Annotated in this window: 15 protein-coding genes; 4 read left to right on the top strand and 11 right to left on the bottom strand. The window is 68.9% G+C overall.

The genetic code is table 11. The features are described 5' to 3' along the window. The first annotated feature begins 7 nt into the window (after nt 1–7). Both ABIS05_RS10165 and phbB read left to right on the top strand, forming a co-directional pair. The gene (locus ABIS05_RS10165; protein ID WP_348009853.1) at nt 8–1,192 is read left to right on the top strand and encodes an acetyl-CoA C-acetyltransferase; all 1,185 of its coding nucleotides are present in this window, start codon (nt 8–10) and stop codon (nt 1,190–1,192) included. 31 nt (nt 1,193–1,223) lie between these two features. Then, nucleotides 1,224–1,961: an acetoacetyl-CoA reductase gene (gene phbB, locus ABIS05_RS10160; RefSeq protein WP_348009852.1), complete on the top strand. Its 738-nt coding sequence runs from the start codon at nt 1,224–1,226 to the stop codon at nt 1,959–1,961. Between the two features lie 135 nt (nt 1,962–2,096). Here phbB and ABIS05_RS10155 read toward each other — a convergent pair whose 3' ends face one another. The 10 genes from ABIS05_RS10155 to ABIS05_RS10110 all read right to left on the bottom strand — a co-directional run bounded on the left by ABIS05_RS10155 (nt 2,097) and on the right by ABIS05_RS10110 (nt 10,791). Then, nucleotides 2,097–2,465 (bottom strand): hypothetical protein, encoded by a 369-nt coding sequence (locus tag ABIS05_RS10155; RefSeq protein ID WP_348009851.1) that lies wholly within the window; start codon nt 2,463–2,465, stop codon nt 2,097–2,099. 214 nt (nt 2,466–2,679) lie between these two features. After that, nucleotides 2,680–3,111: a DUF1841 family protein gene (locus ABIS05_RS10150; RefSeq protein ID WP_348009850.1), complete on the bottom strand. Its 432-nt coding sequence runs from the start codon at nt 3,109–3,111 to the stop codon at nt 2,680–2,682. Nucleotides 3,112–3,138: 27 nt separating this feature from the next. Further along, complete coding sequence (locus tag ABIS05_RS10145) at nt 3,139–3,282, bottom strand: hypothetical protein (protein ID WP_348009849.1); 144 nt, start codon at nt 3,280–3,282, stop codon at nt 3,139–3,141. 605 nt (nt 3,283–3,887) lie between these two features. Further along, entirely contained in the window at nt 3,888–5,135 is a 1,248-nt protein-coding gene (locus ABIS05_RS10140) for a type II toxin-antitoxin system HipA family toxin (RefSeq protein WP_348009848.1), read from the bottom strand. Continuing rightward, nucleotides 5,116–5,391, bottom strand: coding sequence for a helix-turn-helix transcriptional regulator (locus ABIS05_RS10135; protein WP_348009847.1), 276 nt, complete (start codon nt 5,389–5,391; stop codon nt 5,116–5,118). Before ABIS05_RS10135 ends, ABIS05_RS10140 begins: the two co-directional genes overlap by 20 nt. 48 nt (nt 5,392–5,439) lie before the next feature. Continuing rightward, nucleotides 5,440–7,284, bottom strand: coding sequence for a glutathione-regulated potassium-efflux system protein KefC (kefC, locus tag ABIS05_RS10130; protein ID WP_348009846.1), 1,845 nt, complete (start codon nt 7,282–7,284; stop codon nt 5,440–5,442). Between the two features lie 163 nt (nt 7,285–7,447). Next, nucleotides 7,448–8,098 (bottom strand): NAD(P)H-dependent oxidoreductase, encoded by a 651-nt coding sequence (locus ABIS05_RS10125; RefSeq protein WP_348009845.1) that lies wholly within the window; start codon nt 8,096–8,098, stop codon nt 7,448–7,450. Between the two features lie 31 nt (nt 8,099–8,129). Next, nucleotides 8,130–8,702, bottom strand: a complete 573-nt coding sequence (locus ABIS05_RS10120; protein WP_348009844.1) for an outer membrane beta-barrel protein — start codon at nt 8,700–8,702, stop codon at nt 8,130–8,132. Between the two features lie 53 nt (nt 8,703–8,755). Beyond that, entirely contained in the window at nt 8,756–10,138 is a 1,383-nt protein-coding gene (locus tag ABIS05_RS10115; RefSeq protein WP_348009843.1) for a HAMP domain-containing sensor histidine kinase, read from the bottom strand. Then, nucleotides 10,135–10,791, bottom strand: a complete 657-nt coding sequence (locus ABIS05_RS10110; RefSeq protein ID WP_348009842.1) for a response regulator transcription factor — start codon at nt 10,789–10,791, stop codon at nt 10,135–10,137. Before ABIS05_RS10110 ends, ABIS05_RS10115 begins: the two co-directional genes overlap by 4 nt. A gap of 85 nt (nt 10,792–10,876) precedes the next feature. Between ABIS05_RS10110 and ABIS05_RS10105 the strand changes: the two genes are divergently transcribed. Next, nucleotides 10,877–11,332: a MaoC family dehydratase gene (locus ABIS05_RS10105; RefSeq protein ID WP_348009841.1), complete on the top strand. Its 456-nt coding sequence runs from the start codon at nt 10,877–10,879 to the stop codon at nt 11,330–11,332. Between the two features lie 45 nt (nt 11,333–11,377). After that, complete coding sequence (locus tag ABIS05_RS10100; RefSeq protein WP_348009840.1) at nt 11,378–12,283, top strand: DUF808 domain-containing protein; 906 nt, start codon at nt 11,378–11,380, stop codon at nt 12,281–12,283. Here ABIS05_RS10100 and ABIS05_RS10095 read toward each other — a convergent pair whose 3' ends face one another. Then, complete coding sequence (locus ABIS05_RS10095; protein WP_348063248.1) at nt 12,284–13,114, bottom strand: ScpA family protein; 831 nt, start codon at nt 13,112–13,114, stop codon at nt 12,284–12,286. Between the last annotated feature and the right edge of the window lie 35 nt (nt 13,115–13,149).

Raw genomic sequence — 13,149 nt, 5'->3', positions numbered from 1 at the left:
ACACACCATGAGCCAACAAGACATCGTCATCGTCGCCGCCGCGCGCACCGCCATCGGCAAGTTCGGCGGCACGCTCGCCAAGACGCCCGCCACCGAGCTGGGCGCCGCCGTCATCCAGGACCTGCTGCGCCGCAGTGGCCTGGCCGGCGACCAGATCAACGAGGTCATCCTCGGCCAGGTGCTGACGGCCGGCGTCGGCCAGAACCCGGCCCGCCAGTCGGTTATCAAGTCAGGCTTGCCTAACGTCGTGCCCGCCATGACCATCAACAAGGTCTGCGGCTCGGGCCTGAAGGCCGTGATGCTGGCGGCGCAAGCCATTCGTGACGGCGACAGCGACATCGTCATCGCCGGTGGCCAGGAGAGCATGAGCATGAGCGCGCATGTGCTGCCGAATTCGCGCGACGGCCAGCGCATGGGCGACTGGAAGCTGGTCGACACGATGATCGTCGACGGCCTGTGGGACGTGTACAACCAGTACCACATGGGCATCACCGCCGAGAACGTCGCCAAGAAGTACGGCATCACTCGCGAGCAGCAGGACGCGCTCGCATTCGGCTCGCAGCAGAAGGCCGCCGCCGCGCAGGATGCCGGCCGCTTCAAGGACGAGATCGTGCCCTTCAGCATTGCGCAGAAGAAGGGCGACCCCATCGTCTTTTCCGCCGACGAGTTCATCAACCGCAAGTCCACCGCCGAGGCTCTTGCCGGCCTGCGCCCCGCCTTCGACAAGGCCGGCAGCGTCACCGCCGGCAACGCCTCGGGCCTGAATGACGGCGCCGCCGGTGTCGTCGTCATGACGGCCGCCAAGGCCGCGTCGCTGGGCCTCACGCCGCTGGCGCGCATCGCCTCCTACGCCTCGGCTGGCCTGGACCCGGCCTACATGGGCATGGGCCCCGTGCCCGCCGCCAAGCGTGCACTGGAGCGCGCCGGCTGGAAGGCGGCCGACCTGGACCTGCTGGAGATCAACGAAGCCTTTGCCGCCCAGGCTTGTGCCGTGCACAACGAGATGGGCTGGGACATGAACAAGGTCAACGTCAACGGCGGCGCTATTGCGCTGGGCCACCCCATCGGCGCCAGCGGCTGCCGCGTGCTCGTCACGCTGCTGCACGAGATGGTCAAGCGCGATGCCAAGAAGGGCATCGCGTCGCTGTGCATCGGCGGCGGCATGGGCGTCGCGCTCACGGTCGAACGTTGATACCCTCATCCAACCCAACAGGAGACATTCAATGAGTCAAAAAATTGCCTACGTCACGGGCGGTATGGGCGGTATCGGCACCGCCATCTGCCAGAAGCTGTCCCAGGCCGGCTTCAAGGTCATCGCCGGTTGCGGCCCCAGCCGCGACGCGCAGAAGTGGCTGGGTGAGCAGGAGGCGCTGGGCTACAAGTTCTACGCCTCGGTCGGCAACGTGGCCGATTGGGACTCCACGGTCGAGGCCTTCCACAAGGCCATCGCCGAGCACGGTGCCATCGACGTGCTGGTCAACAACGCCGGCATCACGCGCGACCGCATGTTCCTGAAGATGTCGCCGGAGGACTGGAAGGCCGTCATCGACACCAACCTGAACTCCATGTTCAACGTGACCAAGCAGGTCGTGCCAGGCATGGTCGAAAAGGGCTGGGGCCGCATCATCCAGATCAGCTCGGTCAACGGCGAAAAGGGCCAGGCCGGCCAGACCAACTACTCGGCCGCCAAGGCCGGCATGCACGGCTTCACGATGGCGCTGGCCCAGGAGCTGGCCTCCAAGGGCGTGACGGTCAACACCGTCAGCCCGGGCTACATCGGCACCGACATGGTCAAGGCCATCAAGCCCGAGATCCTGGAAAAGATCGTCGCCACCATCCCCGTCAAGCGCCTGGGCAAGCCCGAGGAGATCGGCTCCATCGTCGTCTGGCTGGCCAGCGAGGACTCGGGCTTCTCGACCGGTGCCGACTTCTCCTGCAACGGCGGCATGCACATGGGTTGACCGTCGCGCGACGGTGCTTCAGCAAGCCGGCTGCCCACGCAGCCGGCTTTTCTTCACCCTTGCGCAACGATGATGGTCCGTTGCCAAAAGAAAAGCGGCCCGTGAGGGCCGCTGGTCATTGCGCAGGAAGACCGCTTACTTCGCGGCCAGGGCCGTCGCGCGGCGGCCGACCGGCGCCGGGAAGTCGCCCAGTTCGCGGGCAGCGTTCTCGCCATGGTCAGCGGCCAGCGCCGCAGTCTGCTCGCCTTGCAGGTCCGTCGCCTTGAGCGTCAGGATGGCTTGGCGCGGCAGCTTGACGGTCACGACGGTGGCGGCCTTGGCTGCGGCTGGCGTCGCGATGTCGACACCCTTCTCACCCTGGATGGCAGCCAGTTCACCGCTGTTGCGGGCGGCCACCAGGTCGGCGATGACGGCTTCGCGGCTGGTTTGGGCGGAGGCGGCACCGGCAGCGATCAGCAGCGCGGCGGCGGCAAAAGTGTTCAGGGCGGTAGACAGCTTGCTCATGATGATTCCTTCAAGTTCCGTGGCGGTTAGGTCCGCCTGGGTTGCTTGGGCATCGCGACTGCGGTGTCCATGGGGTTGAACTGTAGGCATCGCCTCTCAGTAGAAACACCAGGTAACGAGCAATGCGCTGTTTCGAAATATCAAACAATTGGCCGACGTGACTAATCGTCATGCCTGAAAAATATGCAATCTGGCGCGAGCCTGCGTGCCGCAGTCAGCGTGTTGCGGCCTGCCGCACCTTGTCCAGATAGGCGTGGCCGTCGGGCGGCATGCCGCTGCGCTGGGACGCCCAGATCATTTCGCCTAAAGCTTCCATCGCCGTGTGATGCGCTTCATGGCGCGAGTTGCGCCTGGCGCTCAGCAGGTCGACCGCCTGGCGGATGCCCGAGGGCTGGTCGATGGCGTGCTGCTCGGTGATCGTCAGGTGCATGGACAGGTGCAGGAAGGGGTTGGTGCGGCCTTCCTCGACCGTGTAGACCTTCTCCAGTGCCCCAGCCTCGTCGGCCAGGTCGGCGTGGTACTCCGGGTGCTCGGCGATCCAGTCCGCAGCGATGGCTTCCATCGGGATCAACGGCGCGCCATCGCGCCACTTGCGGTAGGTGGCGCAGAAGAAGCGCCGGACTTCGAGTTGGGACGGGGCAAACATGGCCGCAATTGTCGCCGTCGGGCGAAATCAGCCGGGCGGTGGGCCCATCCAGTCGACGTGCTCGTGCGTCGGGCCATCCGAGCAGGCGGCCAGCCGTGTGGCGGTTGCCTGCAGAAGCCGCCCCAGCAGCTCGTGGCGGCTCAATAGGCCGGGTTCGTAGAGCGGCGTCACATGGGCCAGCGCGCAACAGGCAAGGCGCTGACGGTATTGCTGTCCGGCGTGCGGTAGGCAGAGCACCAGCGCAGGCCGGCCGGCAATGCGTCCAGGTGGCTGACGAGCAGCCCGTCCAGCGGCCCGCAGGCGGGGCGAGCGGCTGCGGCAGGCGCAGCGAGAAGTAGGCGCTGCCCGTGGACGTCAGGCCTCGCAGGCGGCGCAGCGTCTCGGCCTCGCGTGCCGGCGCGGCGTTGGCCGCGAGCGGCGCGAGCTTGAGCACCGCGCGCAGCCGGGCCTGGCCATGGCGTTGCGCCAGCCACGCCTCGCTGCGCTCACCCAGGCCCAGCGGCTCCAGCAGGCGGTAGTCCGCGCCGCGCAGCGTGACCCACTCGCCGCTGCTGGCCGGGCGGGCGTGGGCGCGGGCCCAGGTGGCGTGGAAAGCGGCGCGCTCCACCCAGCGCGTGTTGAGCGTGATGACGGCCTTGCAGTAGCTGCAGTTGACGGTGCGCCACAGCGCCTGGCGCGGCAGGCTGCCGCCGCATTGCGGGCAGGGTCGGGTCATGCCGTCATTTTGTGGTTATGCCCGCACCGCTGCTGCGAGGGGCCAGGCAGATTGGCTGGTTTCATCGCGCGTAGTCCATGCCGCGCTGCCACATCTCGGCCATGTCGGCGAGCAGCGGTGCAGGGATACGCGCGTCCTGCCGTGCCGCTGCCAGCGTGTCGTGCAGGGCTTCGGCAATGCGCACGAGCACCGGCGCGGGCTGGGTCACGCCGCAGACCTGGCGGCCGAAGCGCAGCAGCTCCTCGGTGGCCGGGTAGGCGCGGCTCTGGCCGCGGCCGGCAAACAGGCGCAGCGCCAGCGTGCGGTCTTCCACGCCTTCGGCACCTGCCCAGCGCTGGTAGCGGTAGATGGCGGTAGTGACCACGTCGAACATCGGCGCCAGCCGCGCGCCCCAGGCTTCGTCGTAGCCCACGCCGAAGTTCTTCAGATGGCCGTCGCCGTTGCGCACCATCACCGTGAAGGCCACTTGCTCGAAGAAGCGCGCTAGGTCGACAGCCGGCAGGGCCAGCGCCTTGAAGACCTGCACGATGGTTTCGTAGCTGCCCTGGTACTTGCGGTCGGACAGCGTGTCGCGCACGGACAGGCCCATCAGCGCGGCCACGTCCTCGAAGCCCAGCCGCCGGCCGTCGGGCTGCAGGTCGAAGCGCTCCAGCACCAGCAGCTGGCCGTCGTCCGACAGGTCGTGCGCAGGCACCGCGATGCCGGCGCGCGTGGCGGCCTGCAGGCACAGGAACTCGTTGGCCGCCAGGCCGGGGTAGGCCTCGGAGCCGGCCTTGACGATGAGGTTGGGCACCGGGATGGTGGCGCGGTCAGGCAGCATCAGCTTGGGTTGCATGCCCGAGATGCCGAAGCCGGTGGACAGGTAGGCCGCGACCAGCTCGTCGAACACCGCCGCGCTGTAGGGCAGGCGCAGCAGCTGTTCGCGCGTCATCGGCACGGGTGCCGCCGCTGTTGGCGTGTCGGGCAGGTGAAAGCCCAGCCGGCCGATGCCGTTGTCACCTATCAGGCCCAGCAGGTGCATGGCCGTCAGCGGCTGCTTGGGGTGCAGCGCGCGCAGGCGCTCGAACAGATAGCCCTCCGGCAGGTTCTGGTCCATCACCGGGAACAGCGCGTTGCTGCGGTAGCTCAGCTGGCGCGGCGGCATCAACAGGCCTACCGACGGCTGCCTATCGTCATCGCGGCGGTAGCTGAAGACGAGTTGCGACTCGCGCCGCAGGTCGCCGCAAGGTGCGCCGTTCAGGTCGACACGCAGGTGGCGCACGCGCTCAGGCAACGGCTCCGGCGCAGGTTCAGGCCTGGTCGTCGCCATGGTCGTCGGCCGCGAAGCGGCGTTGCATTTCTTCCAGCGTGGGCAGGCCTGCTGGCTGCAGCGCCAGGCTCAGGCCGAGGGCGCGCAGGATGTCCATCAGCGCGCTAACGGTGACGTCCTCGCCGCGCTCCAGCCGGTAGAGGATGTCGCGGCTGCGGCCGGCGCGGGCGGCCACGTCGACGGCGGTGAGCCCGTGTTCCTGGCGGTGGGCCTTCAAGGCGGTGCCCAGGTCAGCGGGGAGACGCAAGGTGTCCATAGTTCTGGACATTCTGAGGTGAATTCCAAATAATGTCCAGAATTCAGGTCAGTCCTGGGAGGGCTGCGGTTTGTCCCAGCCGCCGCGCTGGGCCTGGCGTTGCGCCTCTTCGGCCTCGCGCTCGGCGGCCAGCAACTGCTCGAACTGCTGGCGGCCCAGCTTGGCCGCAGCGATCAAGGCGCCCTCGTCGCCCTGCAGCGGCACCATGCGGTCCAGCACCTCGATGTTGTGGCGCCGAAAGCGCATGGCCTGGCGGCGTGCGGCGTGCGGCTCCATGCCGTTGAGCTCCAGCACGCTACGGGCGCTCATCAGCGCGGCGTCGAAAGTTTCGCGTTCGATGTGACGCACGCCGGCCTCGTGCAGCTGGTAGTAGTGCTGCACGTTGCGGGCGCGGGCGACGACGGCGAGCTGTGGGAAGTGCTCGCGTGCCAGCTCGGCGATCTCCACGCTCTGCGCGATGTCGTCGATGGCGATGACGAGGATGCGCGCCGTCTGCGCGCCGGCCGTCCTGAGCATGTCCAGCCGCGTGGCGTCGCCGTAGTGCACGGTCCAGTCGAAGCGGCGCAGCGTCTCGATGGCTTCGGCGTCGTGATCGAGCACGGTCGCCTGCAGCCCGTTGGCGTGCAGCATGCGGGCGACGACCTGGCCGTAGCGGCCGCTGCCGGCAATGATGATGGGCGCGGGCGGCGGCGGCGGCGCCTCGCCGCGCTTCTTGGCACCACGGCGGGCCAGCTTCTGCGACATCAGCCGGTCGCCGCCGGTCAGCAGCAGCGGTGTCAGCGCCAGAGACAGCGCGACGGACGCGACCAGCGCCGAGTTCTGCGCCGCGTCGATCATGCCGTTGCCCTGCGCGAGCTGGAACACGACGAAGCCGAACTCGCCGCCCTGGGCCAGCAGGATGACGAAGGCGGGCCGCTCGACGAGCGGGATCTTCATCGCCTTGGCCATCAGGGCGAGCACGAAGATCTTGCAGGCGAGCAGCGCAGTGACGAGCGCCACCACCAGCCCCGGTTGGGCGGCCACGGCCTTCAGGTCCAGCCCCATGCCGACGGCGATGAAGAACAGGCCCAGCAGCAGGCCCTTGAAAGGCTCCAGGTCGGTCTCCAGCTCGCGGCGGTATTCGCTTTCCGCCAGTAGCACGCCGGCCAGGAAGGCGCCCAGCGCCATTGACAGGCCCACCAGCTGCATCAGCGCTGCGGTGCCCAGCACCAGCAGCAGCGCGGCGGCGGTGAAGATCTCGGGCGTCTTGCTCCGGGCGATCCAGCGCAGTGCCGGGCGCAGCAGCAGTCGGCCGCCGAAGATGATGACGACAATGGCGCCGATGGCCTTGCCCGCCGCCAGCCAGGTCTTGCCATCGCCGTCGTCATGCGCGCCGCTGAGCGCCAGGATGGGCACCAGGGCCAGCACGGGGATGGCGGCGATGTCCTGCAGCAGCGCAACGGACAGGATGCTCTCGCCCGCCGTCGTGCGGCCCAGGTTGCGCTCGGCCATGACCGCCAGCGCCACGGCCGTAGACGACATCGCCAAGCCCAGGCTGACGACGACGGTCAGCCGCCACGGGTAGCCCAGCAGCAAGCCCACGGCGGCCAGCGCCGCTGCGCAGCCCAGCAGCTGCACGCTGCCCCAGCCGAAGATGGGCCGGCGCATGGCCCACAGCCGCTTGGGCTCCAGCTCCAGCCCGACGAGGAAGAGCATCAGCACGACGCCGAGCTCGGCGACCTCGGGGATGGCGGTGGATTCGGGGACCAGGCCGAGCATGGCCGGGCCGATCAGCAGCCCGGCGACGAGGTAGCCGAGGATGGAGCCGAGCCGCAGGTAGCGGGCTAGCGGCACCGCCAGCACGGCCGCAGCGAGAAAGACGAGAGGGAGTTGCAGCCAGGCGCCGTGAGTCATGTCTGCCCCTCGTCCGATGAGTACATCGGCCGGCCTTGCAGGCCGCGCAGCAGTTCGCACTGCTGCTCTTCGGCAGGCACAAAGAGTCCACAGGACTCTTTGAGTCCGGCCTCAGCCCCCAGGGGGACGCGGTCCGGCTTGGGAGCGGCCCGGCGCTCGGACCTCATGCTGCACCTCCCAGTTCCGAGAACAAGGGCGGTCGTTCGTCCAGCTCTACATCGTCCTCATCGCCCACGGGCGGCTCGGCCAGGTGCTCGCACCACTCCGGGTAGTGCACGAGCCGCTTCACGAATAGCTCGGCGTGGGCGGTGACCTCGCCATCCGTCGCGCGATGGGCGCCGTGCAGGATCTGCGGCGGCAGGTAGTTCATGCCGCAGGTGCGTGCGGATTGCAAATAGGGCAGCAGGAATTCGTCGATGGCATGGTGGTTGTGGCCGCCCGGCGCATAGGCCTCGGCCCCGCCGCCGGTGGAGGCGACGAGCCAGAAGTCCTTGCCATGCAGGGCCGTGCCGCCCGGGCCGTAGGCCCAGCCCAGGTGGGCGACCTCGTCCAGCCAGAGCTTTTGCAGCGCCGGCATGCTGTACCAGTAGATGGGGTGCAGCATGACGACGAGCTTGGCCGCTTCGAGAGCGCGCTGCTCAGCCTCGATGTGGATGTGGAAGTCGGGATAGAGGCGGTAGAGGTCGCGCAGCTCGACACGATCGGCGACGGGCGAGGCGCGCAGCGCATCGAGCACGGTGCGCGTCGCGTGGGAGCGGGCCAGGTCGGGGTGGGCAGCGAGGACGAGGATGTCGCGGGCGGTACTGTCGGGCATGGCCCGCGAGGGTAACTTGTCGGCCAGCCCTTTAGAACTTGAAAGCCAGCCCCACCTCCGCCTTCTGCTGAGTGAAGCGGTCGCCATCGCCGCGGCGCGAACCGTAGTAGGCGTATTCGGCGGTGGCCGACACCTGAGGGGCGAGCCGCCATTCCAGCCCGCCGCCGGCCATCGGCCGCACAAAATTTTCGCGGGCGGCATGGCCCAGCGAGTCGTGCTGGCTGAGGCGGTTCAATGCCAGGCCAGCCTTGCCGAACAAGGCGAACGACTCACCCAGCGGCATCGTGGCCCGGCCGGCCAGATAGACGACCTTGGAGCCGAGCCGGGTCTGGTAGCTGGCCCCTGGCGCAGGATCGGCCGCGTGCCAGCTGCCGAAGGCGCCGTAGCCCGCCTCGGCGCCCCAGGTCGGGGTGAACTGCAGGCCGGCGTAGAGCTTCACCGCACGCGGGTGGTTGTCATTGGCGACGTTGCGGCCATTGATGTCGAAGTTGGCCTCCCCGGGCGTGGTGAGGTTGAGGCCGAAGTAGTGTTTAGCAGCAGGGTCGGCGGCATGGGCAGACGCGGCGAGAACCAGTGCTGCGGCAGCGAGAAACAAGGCTTTCAAAAAGGGCTCCTGGTCGGTTGGGAAATGACCGGGCCATTGTTGAAAGCCGTGCCTTAAGAAACGCCCAAGACAGTGCCCGGCAACCGCAGTTCGAAGCGCACGCCGCAGCCTCCGGGCCGCGCGAGACCGTCGGTGATCGTGACCTGGCCGCCAAGCCGTTCGGCCGCTCGCGCCACGATGGCCAGGCCCAGGCCGCTGCCCGGCAGGTCATGCCCGGCGCCGCGCCAGAAGCGCTCGAACGCCAGCGAGCGCTCGGCTGCTGCGATGCCCGGGCCGTCGTCGGCCACGCTCAGCTGCACGCCGTTGGGCGTCGCCTGCAGGCCGACTTCGACCCGCGCGCCGCGCGCCACGTAGCGCAGCGCGTTGTCGAGCAGGTTCTGCAGCACCGAGTGCAGCGCGACCGCGTCCAGCCGCACGGGCAGTTGTTCGGGCGCGTCGAGCGCCAGTGCGATGCCGCGCTCCCGGGCGACAGGCGCCTGCTCGGCCAGCCGCTGGGCGCAGAAGTGCGCCAGATCGAGGTCGACGGCCACCGCAGCCTGCTCGTTGTCGAGGCTAGCCAGGTCCAGCAACTGGCGCGACAAGTGGGCGCTGCGCGCGATGGCTTGCTGCAACGCGGCGGCGGCCGTCTCGCGCGCCGCGGTGTCGCCGGCCTGCACGAGGGCGTGGGCCTGCGTGGCGACAACGGCCAGTGGCGTGCGCAGTTCATGCGCGGCCTCATGCACGAAGGCGCGCTCGCGGGCGCGACGCTGGCGCAGGCGCTGCAGCAGCGCATCGAACGCGTCGCCGACGGGGCGCAACTCGGTGTAGCGCAGGTCCATGCCCAGCGGCGCCAAGTCCTGGCGCAGGTCCAGCAGGTTCAGCCGGCGGGCGAAGCGGCGCAGCGGCGCCAGGCCGGAGTACACCGCCAGCCACAGCGGCAGCAGCATCAGCGGGAAGGCCACCAGCAGCTGCAGGCCCAGTTGCTGGCTGGCAAAGCTGAGCAGGCTGGCGCGGGACAGTGACGGCTCGGCCAGGCGGAGCGACCAGCGCGCATCGTCCTGGCGGTAGGTCCAGTACATCCTGCCGGCGATCGGCTGTTCGCCCACACCGGCTTTGTCGAGGGTGGCGGCCGGCGCGGTCGAGTAGACAGCGCGCCCCTCGCGGTCCGTCAGCTGAGCCAGCAGCGGGCCCTGCGTCATCCGCTGCCCGGCACGCAGCCGGTTGATGTAGCGCATATGGCCGTCGAGCACACGCGCAGCCAAGGCGGCATCGTCGATCTCTGCGAGCCCGGCCGCGAGCTGACGGCCCAGCTGGCGCACGCCGGGGTCGGCGGCCAGCGTGTCCTGGATGTCGAGCTGGTCCTGCACCAGGATCAGCACCGAGCACAGCGTGAAGGCGATCAGCAGCGCCCCGATCAGCCGGCGCGTCAGGGTCGGCCGCAACCAGTCGAGGGTCATGTGCTCTCCAGCCAGTAGCCCACGCCGCGGAGCGTGCCGATGCGCGCGGCGCCGACTTTGCGGCGCAGGTTGGCCAGGTGCACCTCCAGCGTGCCGAACTCCAGCGGTTCGCCCAGTGGCGCCAGGCGCTGTGCCAACTGGTGCTTGGGCACCACGCCGCCGCGCTCGCGCGCCAGCTCCAGCAGCAGGTATTCGCGCGGCGACAGCGCCAGTTCCACGCCATGCAGCAGCGCGCGCTGGCGACGCGGTTCGATCGTGAGGCTGCCCAGCGTCCATTCGTCGCTGGCCTGCTGGGCGCAGCGACGCAGCACCGAGCGCAGCCGCGCGATCAGCTCGGGCATCTCGAAGGGCTTGACCACGTAGTCGTCGGCACCGCCGTCGAAGCCGGCCAGCCGGTCTTCGAGCGCAGCGCGCGCCGTGATGACGATGACCGGCACGGTGCTGCCCCGGCGTCGCCAGCGCATCAGCAGCTGGCGGCCGTCGCCGTCGGGCAGGCTCTGGTCGAGCAGCACGGCGTCCTGGGCGGCGGGGTCGAGCTGCAGGGGGGCGGCATCGCAGCGGCGCAGCCAGGTGCTGCTGTGGCCCTCGCTGCGCAGTGCAGCCTGCAGTGCAGCCCCCAGGTCGAGGTCGTCCTCGATCAACAGAATGTGCATGGAGCGGCGGTGTCGCGTGGGCTACGGTCGGTTGGGGCGCGCGAGGTTAACGTAGCAACACACCCGCCACCTTGCGTCACGCTGCATGCGCCATTTCGAGACCCTCGCCGACCTGCAACTCCTGATCGGCCAACCTCTGGGCCACAGCGACTGGATCACCGTCGACCAGGCCCGCGTCGACGCCTTTGCCGAGGCCACCGAGGACCGGCAGTGGATCCACGTCGACCCCGAGCGCGCCAAGGCCGGGCCGTTTGGCGGGCCGATCGCGCACGGCTTCCTCACGCTGTCGCTGATTCCGTATTTCTTCGAGACCGGTTTTGCCGTGCGCGAGTCGCGCATGGTCGTCAACTACGGTCTCAACAAGGTGCGCTTCACGAAGCCGGTGCGGGTGGGCAGCCGCCTGCGCGGCGCGTTCAAACTGCTGGCCATGGACGACGTGGCCGGCGGCGCGGTGCAGCTGACCGTGGAGGTTGCCATCCAGGCCGAAGGTGCGGCCAAGCCTGTCTGCGTGGCAGAGAGCCTCGCCCGCCATTACCGGTGAAATAGAGGGATAGCATCGCGGCCGTTCCCACGACCGCATTGCTCCATGGCCTCCAGCCTACTCGTCCTGCTCGACGACATCGCCACCATCCTCGACGACGTGGCGACCATGACCAAGGTCGCCGCGAAGAAGACCGCCGGCGTGCTGGGGGACGACCTGGCGCTCAACGCCCAGCAGGTCACCGGCGTCAATGCCGACCGTGAGCTGCCGGTCGTCTGGGCGGTGGCCAAAGGCTCGCTGCTCAACAAGGCCATCCTCGTGCCGGCGGCGCTGGCCATCTCGGCGCTGGCGCCCTGGGGCATCACGCCGCTGCTGATGCTGGGCGGCGCCTACCTGTGCTTCGAAGGCTTCGAGAAGGTGGCGCACAAGTTCCTGCACAGCGCCGAGGAAGACAAGGCGCACCACGCCGAGCTGGTGCAGGCCATTGCCGACCCGAAGGTCGACATGGCCGCCTACGAAAAGGACAAGGTCAAGGGCGCGATCCGCACCGACTTCATCCTGTCCGCCGAGATCATCGTCATCGCCCTGGGCACCGTGGCCACGCAGCCGCTGCAGACCCAGCTGGCCGTGCTGGTGGCCGTGTCCATCGCGATGACGGTGGGCGTCTACGGTTTTGTCGCGGGCATCGTCAAGATGGACGACGCGGGGCTGTGGCTGTCAAAACGTGCCGGCGCGGCGTCGCAGGCTGTTGGCCGCTTCCTGCTCGCTGCGGCGCCGCGCCTGATGAAGCTGCTGACGGTGCTGGGCACGGCGGCGATGTTCCTCGTCGGCGGCGGCATCTTGGTACACGGCATCGCGCCGCTGCATCACGCCATCGCGCACCTGGCCGAGGGCAAGGCTTGGGCTGTGTCAGCGCTGCTGGAGAACGGCGCGAACGCGCTGGTGGGCGTGGTCGCCGGGGCCTTGGTGCTGGCCGGCGTGGCGGCGGTGCAGAAGCTGCGTGGGAAGTGATCAGTTGGCCGAGTAGGCCAACCGCACATAGATCGGCGCGAACGCCTCGGCCTGCGTGATCTCCAGCAGGCACTCCTTGGCCAGCTCCAGCAGCGCGATGAACGTGACGACGAGCACGGCCTGGCCGCGCGTCACGTCGAACAGCTGCTCGAACTCGACGAAGCGCTGGCCCTGCAGCCGGCGCAGCACGATGCTCATGTGCTCGCGCACCGACAGCTGCTCGCGGCTGATGCGGTGGTGCTGGTTGAGCTTGGCGCGCTTGAGGATGTCCAGCCAGGCCTCGCGCAGGTCGTTGCTGTTCACGTCGGGAAAGTTCGGCGCCAGCGACTGCTCGATGTGGATTTGCGCGCGCTGGAAGTCCCGGCCCAGCACCGGCAGGCGGTCCAGCCGGGCGGCGGCGAGCTTCATCTGCTCGTACTCCAGCAGCCGGCGCACGAGCTCGGCGCGCGGGTCCTCCACCTCTTTGCCGTCCTCGCGCTTCTTGGGCGGCAGCAGCATGCGCGACTTGATCTCGATCAGCATCGCGGCCATCAGCAGGTATTCGCTGGCCAGCTCCAGGTTGTGCACGCGGATCTGCTCGACATAGCTCAGGTACTGGCGCGTCACGTCGGCCAGCGGGATGTCGAGGATGTTGAAGTTCTGCTTGCGGATCAGGTAGAGCAGCAGGTCCAGCGGGCCCTGGAAGGCTTCGAGAAAGACCTCCAGCGCATCCGGCGGGATGTAGAGGTCCAGCGGCATCTGGAACAGCGGCTCGCCGTACAAGCGGGCGACGGCGACCGTGTCGACCGCCTCCGGGAGATCAGTCGTGGCCAGGCTCGGTTCGTCGGCCACAGCCGCCACGGCGGGTTACTTGTCCGACGTCTGGT

Origin of the sequence: Roseateles sp., assembly GCF_039929605.1 — a bacterium.
Lineage (GTDB): Bacteria > Pseudomonadota > Gammaproteobacteria > Burkholderiales > Burkholderiaceae_C > Pelomonas.
Note: the sequence above shows the minus strand (reverse complement) of the source record. Positions and strands in the feature narration are given on the sequence as shown.